This is a genomic window from Olivibacter sp. SA151 (genome assembly GCF_054130995.1).
The window spans coordinates 1,392,142-1,407,788 of the sequence record NZ_CP096391.1; the positions used below are offsets into that span (position 1 = coordinate 1,392,142).

16 protein-coding genes and 2 tRNA genes are annotated in these 15,647 nt (G+C 40.1%); 8 read left to right on the forward strand and 10 right to left on the reverse strand.

Annotation, left to right across the window (positions count from 1 at the left end; genetic code table 11):
- Positions 1 to 161 precede the first annotated feature (161 nt).
- Together M1D52_RS05355 and nhaA are read right to left on the reverse strand one after the other, a co-directional pair.
- Positions 162 to 233: transfer RNA gene (locus tag M1D52_RS05355), tRNA-Glu, on the reverse strand.
- A gap of 116 nt (positions 234 to 349) precedes the next feature.
- The gene (gene nhaA / locus M1D52_RS05360) at positions 350 to 1,534 is read right to left on the reverse strand and encodes a Na+/H+ antiporter NhaA (protein WP_437394407.1); all 1,185 of its coding nucleotides are present in this window, start codon (positions 1,532 to 1,534) and stop codon (positions 350 to 352) included.
- Between the two features lie 105 nt (positions 1,535 to 1,639).
- Between nhaA and M1D52_RS05365 the strand changes: the two genes are divergently transcribed.
- Both M1D52_RS05365 and M1D52_RS05370 read left to right on the forward strand, forming a co-directional pair.
- Positions 1,640 to 2,209 (forward strand): porin family protein, encoded by a 570-nt coding sequence (locus M1D52_RS05365; protein ID WP_013663408.1) that lies wholly within the window; start codon positions 1,640 to 1,642, stop codon positions 2,207 to 2,209.
- Between the two features lie 223 nt (positions 2,210 to 2,432).
- Positions 2,433 to 3,626: a pepsin/retropepsin-like aspartic protease family protein gene (locus tag M1D52_RS05370; protein WP_013663407.1), complete on the forward strand. Its 1,194-nt coding sequence runs from the start codon at positions 2,433 to 2,435 to the stop codon at positions 3,624 to 3,626.
- A gap of 50 nt (positions 3,627 to 3,676) precedes the next feature.
- Here the strand turns inward: M1D52_RS05370 and M1D52_RS05375 are convergent, their stop codons facing one another.
- On the reverse strand, positions 3,677 to 4,027 hold the full coding sequence (locus tag M1D52_RS05375; RefSeq protein WP_013663406.1) for a VOC family protein: 351 nt from the start codon (positions 4,025 to 4,027) through the stop codon (positions 3,677 to 3,679).
- A gap of 177 nt (positions 4,028 to 4,204) precedes the next feature.
- On the opposite strand from M1D52_RS05375, the gene M1D52_RS05380 reads away from it, so the two are divergent.
- Together M1D52_RS05380 and M1D52_RS05385 are read left to right on the forward strand one after the other, a co-directional pair.
- The gene (locus M1D52_RS05380) at positions 4,205 to 5,167 is read left to right on the forward strand and encodes a hypothetical protein (protein WP_437394405.1); all 963 of its coding nucleotides are present in this window, start codon (positions 4,205 to 4,207) and stop codon (positions 5,165 to 5,167) included.
- 24 nt (positions 5,168 to 5,191) lie between these two features.
- Positions 5,192 to 5,878 carry a hypothetical protein gene (locus M1D52_RS05385; protein WP_437394404.1) on the forward strand — a complete coding sequence of 229 codons (687 nt, stop codon included), beginning with the start codon at positions 5,192 to 5,194 and terminating at the stop codon, positions 5,876 to 5,878.
- A 56-nt stretch (positions 5,879 to 5,934) separates the two neighbouring features.
- On the opposite strand, the gene obgE is transcribed toward M1D52_RS05385, so the two are convergent.
- The 4 genes from obgE to M1D52_RS05405 form a co-directional block, all read right to left on the reverse strand.
- The gene (obgE, locus tag M1D52_RS05390) at positions 5,935 to 6,933 is read right to left on the reverse strand and encodes a GTPase ObgE (protein WP_437394402.1); all 999 of its coding nucleotides are present in this window, start codon (positions 6,931 to 6,933) and stop codon (positions 5,935 to 5,937) included.
- A gap of 23 nt (positions 6,934 to 6,956) precedes the next feature.
- The gene (locus M1D52_RS05395) at positions 6,957 to 7,529 is read right to left on the reverse strand and encodes an adenylate kinase (RefSeq protein ID WP_130858321.1); all 573 of its coding nucleotides are present in this window, start codon (positions 7,527 to 7,529) and stop codon (positions 6,957 to 6,959) included.
- Between the two features lie 434 nt (positions 7,530 to 7,963).
- Positions 7,964 to 8,719, reverse strand: a complete 756-nt coding sequence (locus M1D52_RS05400) for an SDR family oxidoreductase (RefSeq protein WP_013663401.1) — start codon at positions 8,717 to 8,719, stop codon at positions 7,964 to 7,966.
- An 82-nt stretch (positions 8,720 to 8,801) separates the two neighbouring features.
- Entirely contained in the window at positions 8,802 to 9,182 is a 381-nt protein-coding gene (locus tag M1D52_RS05405; RefSeq protein ID WP_013663400.1) for a helix-turn-helix domain-containing protein, read from the reverse strand.
- A 266-nt stretch (positions 9,183 to 9,448) separates the two neighbouring features.
- Here M1D52_RS05405 and M1D52_RS05410 point away from each other — a divergent pair, with 266 nt between their 5' ends.
- Positions 9,449 to 10,843, forward strand: a complete 1,395-nt coding sequence (locus M1D52_RS05410; protein ID WP_437394401.1) for a hypothetical protein — start codon at positions 9,449 to 9,451, stop codon at positions 10,841 to 10,843.
- 246 nt (positions 10,844 to 11,089) lie between these two features.
- On the opposite strand, the gene M1D52_RS05415 is transcribed toward M1D52_RS05410, so the two are convergent.
- Positions 11,090 to 11,163, reverse strand: a tRNA-Arg gene (locus tag M1D52_RS05415).
- A gap of 235 nt (positions 11,164 to 11,398) precedes the next feature.
- On the opposite strand from M1D52_RS05415, the gene M1D52_RS05420 reads away from it, so the two are divergent.
- Entirely contained in the window at positions 11,399 to 12,226 is an 828-nt protein-coding gene (locus tag M1D52_RS05420; RefSeq protein ID WP_437394400.1) for an alpha/beta fold hydrolase, read from the forward strand.
- Here the strand turns inward: M1D52_RS05420 and M1D52_RS05425 are convergent.
- Positions 12,223 to 12,408, reverse strand: coding sequence for a hypothetical protein (locus tag M1D52_RS05425; RefSeq protein ID WP_013663396.1), 186 nt, complete (start codon positions 12,406 to 12,408; stop codon positions 12,223 to 12,225). The genes M1D52_RS05420 and M1D52_RS05425 overlap by 4 nt on opposite strands.
- A 114-nt stretch (positions 12,409 to 12,522) precedes the next feature.
- On the opposite strand from M1D52_RS05425, the gene gap reads away from it, so the two are divergent.
- The gene (gene gap, locus M1D52_RS05430) at positions 12,523 to 13,527 is read left to right on the forward strand and encodes a type I glyceraldehyde-3-phosphate dehydrogenase (protein WP_437394398.1); all 1,005 of its coding nucleotides are present in this window, start codon (positions 12,523 to 12,525) and stop codon (positions 13,525 to 13,527) included.
- 263 nt (positions 13,528 to 13,790) lie between these two features.
- Positions 13,791 to 14,981, forward strand: coding sequence for a phosphoglycerate kinase (locus tag M1D52_RS05435; protein ID WP_130858326.1), 1,191 nt, complete (start codon positions 13,791 to 13,793; stop codon positions 14,979 to 14,981).
- Between the two features lie 68 nt (positions 14,982 to 15,049).
- Here the strand turns inward: M1D52_RS05435 and M1D52_RS05440 are convergent, their stop codons facing one another.
- A complete protein-coding gene (locus tag M1D52_RS05440) occupies positions 15,050 to 15,280 on the reverse strand; it encodes a BON domain-containing protein (RefSeq protein WP_041386995.1) in 231 nt (76 codons plus the stop codon).
- Between the last annotated feature and the right edge of the window lie 367 nt (positions 15,281 to 15,647).

Consider the following 15,647-nt stretch of genomic DNA (forward strand, 5'->3'; position numbering starts at 1 on the left):
AGGCTCTTCCCTCAAACCGTCCGAGCCTATTTCCGGAAGATATTTTTTTCCAGCCCCCTTTTACCATCCTGTTCGACTTATTGCTTATTTACTGATCAACAACGAATTAGACGCAATAAAAAAAGGGAAAGATTCGTTTAATTTGAATCTTTCCCCTGAGGTAGCCCGTAGGGGAATCGAACCCCTGTTTCAAGAATGAAAATCTTGCGTCCTAACCCCTAGACGAACGGGCCTTTTTTATTCCGGAATGCGTGTCCGTTTTTCGGTCTGCAAAGATAGACAAGGATTTTATATTTCAAAAGACAAATTTTAAATATTTTGTTAGGGCTTGACTATCAGTAAATAAAAATTACAGCGCTTTCTTAGCCTTCTTATTTGTCAACAGTAGTAGGACGCTTCCCGCGATGCCGGATAATACGGAACCGGCTAAAATGGAAAATTTAGCTTCGGCTAATACATGCGTAGCATTCGCGAAAGATAAGATGGCAATAAAAATCGACATGGTAAAGCCAATTCCCCCCAGCATACCGACTCCTAAAATGTGTTTCCAAGAAGCACCGTGTGGTCGATTACTAATTCTTAATTTAACAGCTAACCAGGAAAAAGCAGTAATCCCGACTGGCTTTCCAAGAAACAAACCAAGCGCTATTCCTAATCCTAAAGGTGTAAATAAACCTTCTAGCATGCCATCTTCATATTTGATGTTCGTGTTTGCCAAAGCGAATATCGGCATGATCAGGAAATTCACCGGCTTTACTAATAGATGCTCTAATTTTTCTAAAGGAGACTCTGTAGCGTCCGGCGTGGTAGGTAAGGTAAAAGCTGTAAGAACACCGGCAATCGTTGCATGAATACCTGAATGGTGAATGAAATACCACATGAATATTCCCGGGATTAGGTAAAAAATAATTTTTTTGACTCCTAACTTATTGAAAATCAAAAGTAGGGCGAACAATAGACCAGCATATAGGAGGTATTGATATTGCAGGGAGGTCGAGTAAAATATAGCAATAACAAGTATGGCCATTAAGTCGTCTACAATAGCCAATGCCGCCAAGAATATTTTCAATGAGGAAGGTACTTTACTGCCTAAGAGCGTGATGATAGCCAAGGCGAAGGCTATGTCAGTTGCCATTGGAATGCCCCAACCTCCTGCGAATTCCGAGTTTTTATTGAAAAAGGTATAGATCAATGCCGGTGCGATTACACCACCGAGTGCAGCAAATACAGGTAAGGTTGCCTTTTTGATCGATGCCAGTTCACCTTCTACCAATTCCCGCTTAATTTCCAAGCCTACTAAGAGAAAGAAAATGGCCATTAATCCGTCATTAATCCAAATGATAATAGGATATTCCAAATGAAGGGTTTCAGAATGGTAACCTACTTTCATTTCTAAAAAATTATTAAAAGCACCACTGAAGGTTGTGTTGGCAATGATAAGGGAGATGACAACACAAAGAATCAGAATTACCCCACCCGCAGTACCGGATTTTAAGAACTCATGAAAGGATTTGAAGTTAATTATTTTAGCCATACTGGCGAAAATAGCAAAAAAAGCCTGTATTTGGCAGAAAAAATGGTAAAACTATAGGGGTATGAAAGGGCAAAGGTGTCATAGTTTTAAAATAATATGAGAACTATGAAGCTGTTTAAATTATTGGCGATTATCGCTATTATCGTAACAAGTGCATCAAGTACAAAAGCGCAAATAGGGGATTGGACCATTGGCTTAAAGGCAGGAGCCAACTATGCTAATCTTCATTCGAATGCACAAGGACTAAATGACAAAAAAGGAAAGGTAGGTTTTACGGCGGGTGCATTCGCTCGCATAGGCCAAACAGTTTTTTTTCAACCGGAGCTCAATTTTGTACATTTTTCCAATGAATTTCAATACAACGGTCAAAGGCATAACCCAAAGTTGAGCCAGTTAAATGTGCCTTTGATGTTGGGATATAAGCTGCTGGACCAAGAAGCACTTGCGTTAAGAGTTTCTTTAGGGCCTGATTTTAGTTACAATCTGAATGAGCCGGATGTGTTTAAATCCGGCGACTTTAAAAAATTCAACATAGGCGGCGTTTTTAATGTGGGGGTGGACATAGGAAATATTACCTTGGATGCGCGCTATAGTAGAAGTTTTACCGATCTGGACAAGCGTCTTGGCCAAAAGGCAGGCATATACTCATTAGCTGTCGGATTTAAGATTTTTTAGGTAACAATAAATTGTTTTGTAGACACTTATCTTTTTGTTGTTTTTTAAAAAAGTTATAACAGCTTAGAAAATTTTGTGTTTATGGAAAAAAGTATTAGCTTTGTGCTTTCATAATTTAGGTTTATAATTGGTTGACAGGCCTCTAATCTCCCCGATTATTGGCCTGTTACTTTTTAAAATTATTTAGTATTTTTATACTTTAATAACCATTTATAAACAGAACATGCGTCTCGTCTTTTTTGCCTTATTACTGGTGGGCTATATGCGTAGTGCTGCGCAAGAAGAAATTGTTCCTTCGCCTTCTCAAGTATTAAGCGAGGTGCATTTTAAAACCTTAATGGGTGGAGTGGTTGTTTTGCCCGCCTTGTTGAATGGTTTTCCAGATACATTAAATTTTATTTTAGATACCGGGAGCGGGGGTATTTCCCTGGATTCTTCCACGGTTGTTTCTCTTGGATTGAAACCGACGCCAAGCGCCACCCGCATCCGAGGCGTTGCAGGCATTAAACAGGTTAGCTATCTATATAATCAGCATCTTAAGTTCCCGGGATATACGGTTGATAGCTTAAATTTTCATATCAACGACTATTCTTTTCTTTCAAGTGTGTACGGGGTTAAAGTTGATGGGATCATTGGCTACTCATTATTTAGCCGATATATAGTGAAAATAAATTATGATGATAGCCTGATGCATATCTGCTCGCAAGGCACCATTCGTTATCCAAAGGGAGGTTTTCTTTTAAGGCCTAACATAAAAAGTTTAGTGGTGCAGCGGGCCTTATTAAAAGATAAGCACCAAGTGAATGCGCGCTTTTTGCACGATATCGGTGCGGGTGTATGTGTTATGCTTTCGAAAGAGTTCGTTGAAGATAGTACACTGTTAGCATGGAATCGAAAGCTATGGCCGAAAGAAGGACATGGTTTGGGGGGTAAGATACAGATGGATTTAACGGTTATTAAGGAGCTCCGTTTTGGTCCGTACAAATTTAAACATGTCCCTACCTTGATTTTTGATGATGTGTATGATGTGACTTCCTATCCCTACTTGGGCGGCTTGATCGGGAACGATATTTTCAGGCGTTTTAACATGATCTATAACTATGAAAAGGGAGATATTCACCTCATACCTAATAACAGTTTTCGGGATCGGTTTGATTACGCCTATTCGGGCTTGGACTTGCAATTAATTGATGGAAACATAGAAATCGGAGGCGTGGCGAAAGGGTCACCCGCAGAATTGGCCGGGTTAAAAGTTGGCGATTTGTTGCTCGCTGTAAATGGTGATTTCAGTGTGAATTTTGCCCAATATAAAAAGGCGCTGCAGCGGCCAAAAAAGGAAGTCATGTTGCTGGTACGACGAAAGGAAGAGCTGCTAATATTTAAGTTCAAGATAAAAAGTATAAAACAAGTTTTTTAGTCACTTAACCTAATTTTACTTCTATGCGGATAGCTTTGATGAAGTGGGGCTTATTCATGAGATAGAATATTGATAATATTGTCGAAAGGATCCTTTACAAAAAAACGCCTTACTCCCCAAGGTTCATGGGAAGGTCCATAAATGATCTCAAAGCCATGTTTTGTTATTTCCGTTAATGCTTGGTCTAAGTCGTCCACTTCGATAGACAAATACGGTACAGGCAGGCCGTCTCCTCCCTGAGAGGCGAAACTTACCTGCGTTCCGCTTTCTTCAGAGGACGCATAAGTTGCGATCCATCCATGGTTCATCACGTTTTGTAAGCCTAATACGTCACCATAAAAGGTTGCTGCCAATTCAATGTTATCTGTTTCTATATTTGCTACAATACGTTTTACCTTCATGAGCTTACTTTTTCTTTGTCCCCTTAGATGGAAATTTATCTAGCTGAAAACAGGGGTTTTCCGGGTTCAATCAGCCTAATTTAAGAATCTTTCTTTATTATTGTAAACGTTGCTTTTGAAATCGTTGTGTTTTTTGGGATGTGTATTGCAAACATGTTGACCTTAAAATGAAATATAATGAGTTACTTTTGGAAAGCTTACATGTTCTTCTTCGCGGTTCCCTTTCCGATGATATTGTACTATAGTATCAATTACAATTCTGAAATAAGGGGAGACGGTACAAATCCTTGGTTGGCTTTAACCTATCTGTTAATTTCGCTGGTATTGTGGACGATCGTTTTATATAAGCTTTATCAGCGATGGATCGCGCTCACTTTACAGACCAAATCAAATATTGAGTCGCTGCTTCGTGATGGCGTGTTAAAGGATGGGGAAATTGTGGACGTGAAAACGCTCAAACCTGTCGCAAAAGACGTTGAAACCTTGGAGGTATCGGTGCGGTTTGAGAATTTTTCAGGCACGAAGGTTTTACAGACAATACCTATTAATGATAGTAAGCCGCAACAGAATCGATACGAAGCAGGTAAACGTATAAAACTACGGATTGATAAAACCTTAAAAAGCAGCCCCGTCTTCATACCGGATGGGGTGCAAGTAGAATTAAGGAAAAGTCAAATGTTTCTTTCTATCATAGGATGGTTATTGGCTTTAGGGCTTGTTATCGCCTATTATATTTTCTCCTATCAATTGGAAAGCAGAGGCAACGGGTGGCGATTCCTTATCTTCTGGCATCCCTTATTATTATGTCCTTTAATTTTATTGCTCAGCTTCCTCGGCTTGGATGCTTTACTGGGACAACTTAGTGGCTTACCCAAGGATGTATTACGATTGATCTTCTATGGAAAGCAAGCTACCGCGAGGATTTTAAGCGCAAAACAAACCGGTACTTACATTAATGAACAGCCACAGGTGCGGTTTGAGTTGGATTTTAAGGACGAGAGGGGTCGGACGCATAGGGTAAGTCTTAAGAAAATCGTAAGTCTGCTGGAGGTGAGTATAACTCAGCAACAGACGGTAGACATTTTTTATTTAGAAGAAGATCCCCAAACAATAGCTTTTAGCAAGGATCTGAATGATTAATTTCAATAGGGTATTTAAATTTTCATGAAAACTTACAAACTTACTATCTTATTGATAGGTTCCCTAAATATTATGGTTGCTTGTAACAGTATAACCAAAAGCATTCGAGATACTTTTGATGACTCTTCAAAAGCTGAGAAAGATACTGCGGCTTCAGCAAGTAACCTCATGCCGGATACTAGTAAGCAAGAAACTGTTCAACAAAGAAAAATATATAAAGAAGTTACACCACCTCCGGTAAAAGATTTTTTAAGTGATACCCTTGCCCTTGGAAAGGCAGAGCAATCCTTAAGGAAACTTCCGCAATATAATGGAAAGAAAATCAGACTATATGACGATATTCACTTTTACGATGATGGAAGGGTGATGCTTAATCTTCAACATCCGGAGAATCCGGAGTATATTGATTCTTACGAATATGATGATGGGGTATGGAGTGAGCCAAAGCCTGTTCAAATTTCTATTAGAACTAATCTACAAAGTAAGCTGTTTGATCTGGATAGAATTAAATTCAAAACGGTGTCAACTATTATGAATAACTATAACGAAAAGGCGGGAACGATAGAGGGAGCAAAACCGGTCAACCATGTGTACGGTATTGTTTGGGATGGTGAATTTATTTGGTATCCTCGAAGTATAAACGGTTCAAGGCAACGTTTTGCCATCGACTTTAACCTAGATGGTTCGGTGAAAATGTTTAGGCGTGAGTAGTTGGACAATATGAATTTAGCCTTAACATTGGTTTTCTGTTTTGCAAAAAAGAGTGCTTAGCTGTTTATCGCTTTCCAGATTAAATCTTTAAGTTCCTGCAGTCCTTTTTGTGCGACGGAGGAAATGAAGATGTAAGGGATTTGCCCTGGAAGGTCTTGCTCCATTTCCAGCTGTAGTTCCTCGTCTAGCATATCGGATTTTGTAATGGCTAACAGACGGGGTTTATCCAAGAGCTCCGGATTGTAAGCCGTGAGTTCGTGTAAGAGAATATTAAACTCTTCTGCAATTGAGCGGTGAGTGTCAGCAGGAACCATAAAAAGCAATACGGAATTACGCTCGATATGTCTTAAGAATCGATAACCCAGTCCCTTTCCCTCAGACGCGCCTTCAATGATGCCAGGAATGTCGGCCATCACAAAAGATTTGTTATCGCGATAAGATACGATACCCAAATTGGGAACTAATGTTGTAAAGGGGTAATCGGCTATTTCGGGCTTAGCTGCAGAAACTACGGAAAGTAGCGTGGATTTACCTGCGTTCGGAAAACCAACCAAGCCTACATCAGCCAATACTTTGAGCTCCAAAACAATCCATTCTTCTATGCCAGGCTCACCGGGTTGAGCAAAGCGTGGTGTTTGTTGCGTTGGTGTTTTGAAATGCCAGTTGCCTAATCCGCCGCGCCCCCCGGGTGTGAGAACCTTGGTTTCACCGTCTTCGGTAATATCAAATAGGACTTCCCCTGTTTCGGCATTCCTGGCGATAGTGCCCAACGGAACTTCCAAGATTTCATCTTTTCCGTTCTTGCCATGTTGCAATGCGCTGGAGCCCGGCCCGCCGGGCTCAGCGATAATGTGCTTTCTGTATTTAAGGTGCAAAAGCGTCCATAATTGACTATTGCCCCGCAGTATAATATGGCCTCCTCTGCCCCCGTCGCCCCCGTCAGGTCCACCCTTTGCTGTATGTTTGTCGCGATGGAGGTGGGCAGAGCCAGCCCCTCCATGACCGGAACGACAACAAATTTTAACATAATCGACAAAGTTTGAACCTTGAGCCATTTTTTGTTATTGAATTACTGGAATTAATAGCGGTCTACAACAGCGCATATTGCCTTAAAAATCTCATCAATGGATCCTATTCCATCAATATTCTGTAGTTTTCCTTGTTGCTGGTAATAACCGGCAACCGGTGCTGTTTTTGAATTATATTCTACGATACGTTTGCGGATGATTTCGGGATTAGCATCGTCGGCACGACCGGAATCTTTTCCACGTAGTAATAGTCTTTTTTCCAGCTCATCTTCATCAACCTGAAGTGCTATCATGCCGGATATTTGTGCTCCTTTTGATGCTAAGAGTTTGTCAAGAGCTTCAGCTTGCGCTACGGTACGTGGAAAACCATCGAAAATAAAACCCTTTGCCTCTTGATTACTATCAAGCTTGTTACTGATCATACCGATTACAACTTCATCAGGAACCAGCTTACCATCATCCATCAGTTTTTTAGCTTCTAGTCCTAAAGCAGTTCCCTGCGCAATTTCACTTCTAAGGAGGTCTCCTGTAGATAGATGGACTAATTGATACTTTTCAATAAGTTTTTGGGATTGTGTACCTTTTCCGGCGCCTGGAGGGCCAAATAAAACTAAATTTAGCATGTTATGAATTTTTTGCTCAATGTGTTTTTACATCGAGACACGGTTAAACTTGTACAACCAACGGTTTCCACAATCTACATCTTTGCCGCTAGCTTTCTTCGGAACTTTACTTCTTTGAAGTTTTGTACGTTGTTAATGATAACAAAAGCCTTGCCCACTTAAGAATTCGGCCCTTGTTACATTCGTATAAATGACTCTTTAGTAAAAAAGAGCGGTCGCAAAGGTAAGGCTTATTTTTTTATTTTTTGCATTCAATCATGAAAGATTCATATGTGCAAACAGGCCGCTGAACGATAAGTATCCGAAATACTTTGTAAGAAGGAAGGTTTGTTTTATAGGTGGATGATATGTTTTAAGTCAAAAGAACCTAATGTGCTGACTATATAGGGGAAAAGAAAGATGATGGATAAAACATCATCTTTCTTAGATATGCTTTAGCGTGTGGTGTAGCCACCGTTTGCAAAAATGGTTTGTCCGGTGATCCACCAACCATCTGTTACCAAAAATTCAACTAACGGCGCGATATCTTTGATGTCTGTTAGGCCACCCAAAGCAGAGGCAGATTTATGATAAGCCACCGCATCGTCGCTTTCTTGCCCATAAAAGAAGGGGGTATCCATTGGTCCGGGCGCTACTGCTGTAACGGATATGCCACGTTCACCGAATTCCTTCGAAGCCGATCGCGTAAAGTCTTCTACCGGTGCTTTTGCACCGGCATAAGTTGAATAATAACCGGTATAGGCAGCAAGTAAGGAGGTTACAATGGTACATATTTTTCCGTTATCGTTAAGCTGTTTTCCAGCCTCCTGAAGGAAGAAGTAGGCTACTTTTGAATTGATGTCAAACATGTTGTCATATTCTTCTTCTGTAGTATCTACGAATGGTTTTTTCAATACACGTCCTACCGTATTAATCGCAATATCGATTCCTCCATATTTGCTTTTTGTTTCTTCAAAAAGCTTTTTGATATTGGCAATCTGGGTGAGATCAGCCTGAAAAAGAAACGCATCACCACCCGATTGTTTTATAGCTGCAAGTGTTTGCTCGGCATCTGGCCGGGTCTGCTCACTGTTGTAATGAATTGCGACTTTTGCACCTTTTGCTGCCAGATTTCTACTCAGCAAACCTCCAAGGTTTTTACCTCCACCGGCAATAAGAACTACTTTTCCATTCAAATCATTTCGTGCCATAGCATTTAAATTTTAAGTTTATGAATTAGACAAAAATCGGATTCGGTTCACTATTATTATGGTGAACTTTTCGGATTTTTATTTAAGAGACCTTCGGTGTCCGGGATTCCCGGAATTGACCTGGAGTTTGACCGGTCATTTTCTTGAAGAATTTTGAAAAATTAGAAGGATCATAAGTTAAGAGAAGCGCAATTTCCCTGACAGGACGTTCAGAATCAGACAAAAGCCTTTTTGCCCAATCAATTATTTTTAGATCGTAGAAATGACAAGGATGGTGGCCCCTCGTCTTTTGTATTGTATCAGTTAAATGATTGTGCGATACAAAAAGCTTTTCAGCGATTTGCTTAAGGGACATCATTTCTGTGGCTCGCGCCTCAACGATATCCAGTAGATGCTTATCTAATAAGCGAAAGTATTGTTCCGTGATCTCTTCACTCCTTGTAAGCTGTTTCTCGTTTTTCATCGTAGACTGATTAACGGTTTTATTAAATCAGTTGAATTGTTTAGCGTTAATCGCAAGTTAAAAATAATTCTATAAAGACGAATAGCGTATAGTCCTGAAATTTGCGGCTTGTCTGGGCATTTCGCCAAATACCAGAAATTCAGTTCGCAAGTTTAAGGAATAGTTTACTGAGTTCCTTATTGATTTTTAATCGAACAATACGGATATTTAATTGGAATAATTTTTACAAATAAGTTGTCCGAAAAGATTGTTTAACATGTATTTTTATGACAAAAAAACGCTTCCTATCCCTTTGTCTGTTCATCGTAATGATATTTGTTGTGCATGCACAGTCGTTAAGGATTAACGGTGTATATGTTGGTGCAGAGCTATATACCACACCCTTCCAAGGCATGCAGATCAATAATATCGTGATCTATTTCAGAAACGATGGTACCTTTAATAACGCATTAAGCCAAACTGACTGGAAAACGAAAGTTAGCGGTTATTATACAATTACAAATAATATCGTACAGCTGACATTCCAAAACGGGGATGAAAGCGAAAAGTATACGTTGGCAACCAATGGTAATCTCGAAAGCACCGCTGGTGTGAAGCATACTTTACATAAGGTGAAGAAAGTGGCGGTTCTTCCCGCGGGCGTATATGAAAAAAGGAATGCTTCTACCAGTGGAGGTATGGGAACAGGTATGCCGGCTGTAGGTGCTTTTTCTTCAAATTATCTGTATTTTGATGGAAAGGGAAATTTTTCGATGGACCGTTCCGGCATGGTAGGAGTAGCAGGAGATGTAACAGGGGGTACCGTGGGTGGCCAATTTGAAAAAAGGGGTATAAGCAGTGGAACGTATCAACTTGGCGATGGAGAAATAACGTTTACATTCGGCAATGGAACAGTTTCCAAACATAGCTTCTTTTATAGTCCACCGAACGAAGAAGACCTGGTTTTGCTGGATGGAGAATTCTATTTCCGACAGGAAGAGGGGGAAGCGACTATAACTACACAACGAACAACAGAGGATAGCGGCCCCGCCGACCTATCTGTGACAACCCGGCTTCCTACACCAGCCGATCTATTAACTGGTCTCCGGAGGCAGTATGGTGGCGAAAGTATAGATAAGATAACAACTGTCAGAGAAATTGCCACCATAACAGGTAATATACAAGCTACCCTTGTAACCGATATTGTCAACAATAAAATACGCGCCGAGCTGCGACGAAACGGTAAGTTGCTGCTGGTAAAACAGCTGAACGGAAATGAAGGCTGGCAGTGGGTAGAGGGAGTAAAAAAAGCCCTATCGCAAGACGAAAAAGAGGAGCTAATGTTAAGCTTGTACCAAGGGGTGCTGGGTTTACATAAAAATTTAAATAGCTATTTCTTAAGCGGAGTTGTCTCTCCATCCGGAGACGATTATATCATTACTTTCTACAAAAATCAGCATAAAATTGTTTATTTGATTGGCAGTGATTATTCCTTGAAAGGAAACGCCTATACCATTCATGCTGATCCCAATATGTCCATTTATAAAGATTTTAGGGAGACAAACGGCATCACATACCCCTGTACTACGGAATCTTCCGATGGAAAGACAAAAGTTACCGCAACCACTACTTCGATTGAGTTTAATCCGGTTTTGATGAGTAATGACTGGAAGATACCGTAGAAATATAAAAACGAACGTAATAGAATGGGCAAATTAAAGTGGTAGAAAATTAAGAGCAAAAAAAGTTGAGAGTATAAAATTACTATTACTCGATGGAACAGGGTTTCTATAATGGATGCTATAGAAAGGAGCCGAATGAAAAGTGAAATACCAAGTACGCAAGGTTACATTTGGGCTAGAAAAGAATAAAGATTTTTGCAAAATAAAAAAGCGAAATATATTCATTATATATCTCGCTTTCTGATGTGCACTTGAAGGGAGTCGAACCCCTAACCTCCTGATCCGTAGTCAGGTGCTCTATCCAATTAAGCTACAAGTGCGTTCCGAATTGGAATGCAAAGATATGAACGATTGTTAAAATTCCAAAAATATTTAAATAAAAATAGCTTAAAAATTTTGTGCTCTTTGTTAAATAATTGATTATGTGGGTAAAAAAAGAAGTGATTTTTTTGATGGGATGTATTTCAGTGAATATTTGTACATCTTGGTACAAGATATGTGGTAAAATGCATGCATTGGTAAAACTTATTTTTAGCTTTGAAGTTTATAAAGAACATGAATTATCAGTTTTCCGTACAACGAAAAAAAATACGAGTGGGGGATATTAGCGTCTCTTATTTGCTGAAAGAGTCTGCCCGTCCAACGAAGACCGTCATTTTTATCCATGGCTTTCCCTTTAATAAAAATATGTGGATATATCAGTTAGAAGCACTACCGGAAGACATTCGAGGTATTGCTATCGATGTACGTGGTCATGGGAGGAGTACAAGTGGACATGGTTACTTCAGTGTGGATGTTTTTGCACAGGATTTAATCGCGTTTGTAGAGAGATTGGGATTGGATAAAGTGGTGTTGTGTGGAATTTCTATGGGAGGTTATATAGCTTTACGGGCCTATCAATTAGCTCCTTCAGTCTTCCATGGAATGGTGCTGGCCGATACGAACTCGCAAGCGGATTCAAATGAGGCTAAAATTAAACGCTTCGATACCATACAGTCGGTACTAAAATATGGTAGACGAACTTTTGCTATAGGTTTTGTAAGGAATGTTTTTTCGGAGACGAGCTTGCAGACAAGGACGGAAGAGGTCGACTTGATTCGTAGTAGCATCAGAAGGAATGATATCCGTAGTATATGTGCAACTCTTTTGGCTTTGGCTTCAAGAACGGATACAACAGAAAGTCTGCATACCATCCCTTTTCCTTGTTTGATCATTAGGGGAAGTGAAGATAAGTTGATGACCCGAGAGCAAGCCCAAGTATTGAAAGAGTATATTAAATATGCAGAATTAGTGGAGATTGAGCACTGTGGGCATCTGCCTAATTTAGAAGCCCCTGAAATTTTTAATCAGATCTTGGAGCAATATCTTGCCAAACTTGTTTAGTTGTGGGTATTGTGCTTTGTGGGAGGTTGTTCGCTGAATTCTTTCTTTTTGGCAGGGCTTTTTAAATTGGCCGGCTCTTTTTTGTATTGCGTGTCTTTCTTTTTTTTAACGACTTTATTATCCTCCGGTGTAGATTGCTCGGAGTCGTGGGGTTCAAACTTGTTTTTGCTTTGCCTGTTCATGGTGTAACGATTTGTTTGTAGAATGTTTACGTTGATTTAACACAAAAACACATTTTTTGTTTTAACTGCACAGTTAGGTAAAGTAAATTTGCCTATTCCTAATATATCAAACGAATGAGGGTAGCTATTAATGGTTTTGGTCGTATCGGCCGAAACACTTTACGAAATATAATACGAAGAAATGATGCGATTGAAATAGTTGCCATTAATGACTTGGCTGATGTAGCGACGCTTGCACATTTATTTAAATATGATTCGGTACATGGTCCGTTCGAAGGGCAAGTCGCTATCAGTGGTGATGATTTGGTTGTAAATGGAAAATCCATTCGGATTGTTAACGTCCGTTCTCCACAGGATTTACCTTGGGATACGCTCGACATTGATGTGGTGGTAGAAAGTACCGGAAAGTTTACGGCTAAGAACCTGGCAGCGGAACATTTGAAGGCGGGCGCGAAAAAGGTTTTGATTTCGGCTCCCTCTCCTGATAAGGAAGTGCCAACAATCGTATTAGGAGTAAATGATGAAACGGTCGATTGGAGTAGTCCCATTTTGTCTAATGCTTCCTGTACCACAAATAATGTAGCTCCACTCATTAAAGTATTGGATGCACATTGGAAGGTTATAGATGGTTATATAACGACCGTCCATTCCATGACCGGTGATCAGAATCTGCACGACGCGCCACATAAAGATTTGAGACGAGCGCGAGCTGCTTCTTCATCCATTATACCGACCACAACAGGGGCTGCGAAGGCAGTAACGAATGTTTTTCCTCATTTGGATGGAAAATTAGGTGGTGCAGGCATCCGTGTGCCTGTATTGAATGGTTCGCTAACTGATTTTACCTGCATATTGGAGGGAAAGCCGTCGGTATCGGAAATTAACAATGCGTTTGCTAAAGCAGCTGAAAACGATCTGAAAGGAATTTTACAGTATACGGAAGATCCCATCGTTTCGATCGATATTGTCAACTCACCTTTTTCCTGTATTTTCGATGCCCAACTAACGTCAGTTGTAGGGGGACTGGTAAAGGTTGTGGGCTGGTATGATAATGAATTTGGGTATTCTAATCGCTTAGTAGATCTATTGCTTAAGTTAAAAGCTAATCAGGCTTTTTAGTTATCGATTTGATGTTTAGGGAATAGGACTTCGGAGCGTGATGTGTTTAAGTCTATGTTAATTCACGCTTTCCGCGGTATTGCTTTATTGCAGAAGCAAGCATTTTTCTATATGTTTGCTGCAACAGTGCAAGCTGCAAGGTTAATGAACAGGGTGCTTTCGAGCTTTTGCGAGACGGAAGTAGCCCGTAATGGCATACTGAGCAGCAGGTTCTTTTTTACTGACTTAGCAACGCGAACAACATATTATTAATAACTATTCAAATGAAGACAATTGAAGATTTTAACTTTTCCGGGAAGAAGGCTTTAGTGCGGGTGGATTTTAATGTGCCATTGGATGAAAATTTTAATATCACAGACGATAATCGTATAAAAGGAGCAAAACCAACAATCGAAAAGATTTTAAAGGACGGTGGAGCTGTGATTTTGATGTCGCACCTTGGACGACCAAAAGATGGGCCTACCGACAAATTTTCCTTAAAACATATTGTAAACCATCTCTCTAAAGAGCTGGGTGTTCAGGTCGCTTTTGCAAATGACTGCATTGGTCAAGAGGCAATTGATAAAGCAAAGAATCTAAAAAATGGCGAGGTATTGTTGCTAGAGAATTTGCGCTTCTATAAAGAAGAGGAAAAAGGTGATGAGACTTTTGCCGAAAAATTAGCGGCATTGGGTGATGTTTATGTAAATGATGCATTCGGTACTGCCCACCGGGCTCATGCATCAACAGCAGTGATTGCGAAGTTTTTCCCTCAGGCTAAATATTTCGGTTATTTGATGGCCGCAGAATTAAAAAACGCGGAAAAGGTATTGAATAATCCAGAAAGACCATTTACAGCTATTATGGGTGGTGCAAAGGTTTCTGATAAATTAGAACTGATTGATGCATTACTTTCTAAAGTGGATAATCTGATTATCGGTGGCGGGATGGCCTATACTTTTGTGAAAGCAAAAGGAGGAGAAATTGGACAATCGCTTGTTGAGTTGGATAAACTTGACTTAGCAAATAGCTTAGTGGAAAAGGCGAAAGCAAAAGGAGTCCAGTTGATTTTGCCTACAGACTCGCAGATTGCTGACAAATTTGCAAATGATGCTGCTGTCTATGATGGTCCGAACAACCAAATACCAGCCGATAAGATGGGCTTAGATATTGGGTCCGAATCAGCGAAGAAGTTTTCAGAAGTTATTAAATCGTCTAAAACTATTTTGTGGAACGGACCAATGGGTGTGTTTGAGATGGACACTTTTGCAAAAGGAACCAAAGCGGTTGCGGAAGCGGTGGTGGAAGCGACGAAGGAGGGGGCTTTTTCTTTAATAGGTGGTGGCGACTCTGCTGCGGCTGTTACAAAGTTTAATATGACAGATGATGTAAGTTACGTAAGTACCGGTGGAGGTGCCCTGCTTGAGTATATGGAAGGTAAAGAGCTGCCAGGAGTAAAAGCAGTGAACGATTAGTTTTACCTAAAGATATAAGACAGCAAAGGAGGGACACTGCCCTCCTTTGCTGTTTATTTTTACAGAAATTATTGCGTTGGTTCATTTGAATCTACCGCTGTTTGCACTTTGTGTGCGACGGTGGCCTTGTTGACTACCGATTTGACACTTTTAATACTTCTTGCCGTCTGTTCCGCTTCTCTCATGCTTTCTTCATCCGGAAAAGTGCCGGTAAATGTTGCGATGCCTTCTGACACAACAACTTGTGCTCCTGGTTCTAATACGTATTCAATTTCCTGCTGGGCACGCTGATCCTTCAATGATTTTGAGCTACATGATATTAGCCAGAAACATACTCCCATTACTATAACAGGTAGTACGAATAACCGTTTGGAGTTCATGACTGCTAAAATTTGATTCTAAATTATAATTGGCCGCTATTTGTTTTATGGATGCGGTTTTCTCTAATACAATTTTGGTTGTATAATGTTTTAAACTGTTGCTCCTCAGTTGTTTAATCTGTTATAAATTTAGGGATATTCCATCAATGTTACAATATTTTTCAGTATTTCATTCGGTTTTTTTCAGCTGATATTTTTTCTTTTTTCGTTTGAAGGGGCTGATGGTCGAAGGTAAAAAAGGACTTGAAGCGCTTAAGAGACTGGTTTTTTCCAATCGTCAATTTAT

Excerpts from the sequence above, each read along its gene's own strand:
- M1D52_RS05405 (WP_013663400.1), bottom strand. The coding sequence starts at position 9,182 with ATGAAAAACGAGAAACAGCTTACAAGGAGTGAAGAGATCACGGAACAA.
- nhaA (WP_437394407.1), bottom strand. The coding sequence starts at position 1,534 with ATGGCTAAAATAATTAACTTCAAATCCTTTCATGAGTTCTTAAAATCC.
- M1D52_RS05385 (WP_437394404.1), top strand. The coding sequence starts at position 5,192 with ATGAAAACTTACAAACTTACTATCTTATTGATAGGTTCCCTAAATATT.
- M1D52_RS05435 (WP_130858326.1), top strand. The coding sequence starts at position 13,791 with ATGAAGACAATTGAAGATTTTAACTTTTCCGGGAAGAAGGCTTTAGTG.
- M1D52_RS05365 (WP_013663408.1), top strand. The coding sequence starts at position 1,640 with ATGAAGCTGTTTAAATTATTGGCGATTATCGCTATTATCGTAACAAGT.
- M1D52_RS05370 (WP_013663407.1), top strand. The coding sequence starts at position 2,433 with ATGCGTCTCGTCTTTTTTGCCTTATTACTGGTGGGCTATATGCGTAGT.
- gap (WP_437394398.1), top strand. The coding sequence starts at position 12,523 with ATGAGGGTAGCTATTAATGGTTTTGGTCGTATCGGCCGAAACACTTTA.
- M1D52_RS05380 (WP_437394405.1), top strand. The coding sequence starts at position 4,205 with ATGAGTTACTTTTGGAAAGCTTACATGTTCTTCTTCGCGGTTCCCTTT.
- M1D52_RS05420 (WP_437394400.1), top strand. The coding sequence starts at position 11,399 with ATGAATTATCAGTTTTCCGTACAACGAAAAAAAATACGAGTGGGGGAT.
- obgE (WP_437394402.1), bottom strand. The coding sequence starts at position 6,933 with ATGGCTCAAGGTTCAAACTTTGTCGATTATGTTAAAATTTGTTGTCGT.
- M1D52_RS05375 (WP_013663406.1), bottom strand. The coding sequence starts at position 4,027 with ATGAAGGTAAAACGTATTGTAGCAAATATAGAAACAGATAACATTGAA.
- M1D52_RS05425 (WP_013663396.1), bottom strand. The coding sequence starts at position 12,408 with ATGAACAGGCAAAGCAAAAACAAGTTTGAACCCCACGACTCCGAGCAA.
- M1D52_RS05400 (WP_013663401.1), bottom strand. The coding sequence starts at position 8,719 with ATGGCACGAAATGATTTGAATGGAAAAGTAGTTCTTATTGCCGGTGGA.
- M1D52_RS05410 (WP_437394401.1), top strand. The coding sequence starts at position 9,449 with ATGACAAAAAAACGCTTCCTATCCCTTTGTCTGTTCATCGTAATGATA.
- M1D52_RS05395 (WP_130858321.1), bottom strand. The coding sequence starts at position 7,529 with ATGCTAAATTTAGTTTTATTTGGCCCTCCAGGCGCCGGAAAAGGTACA.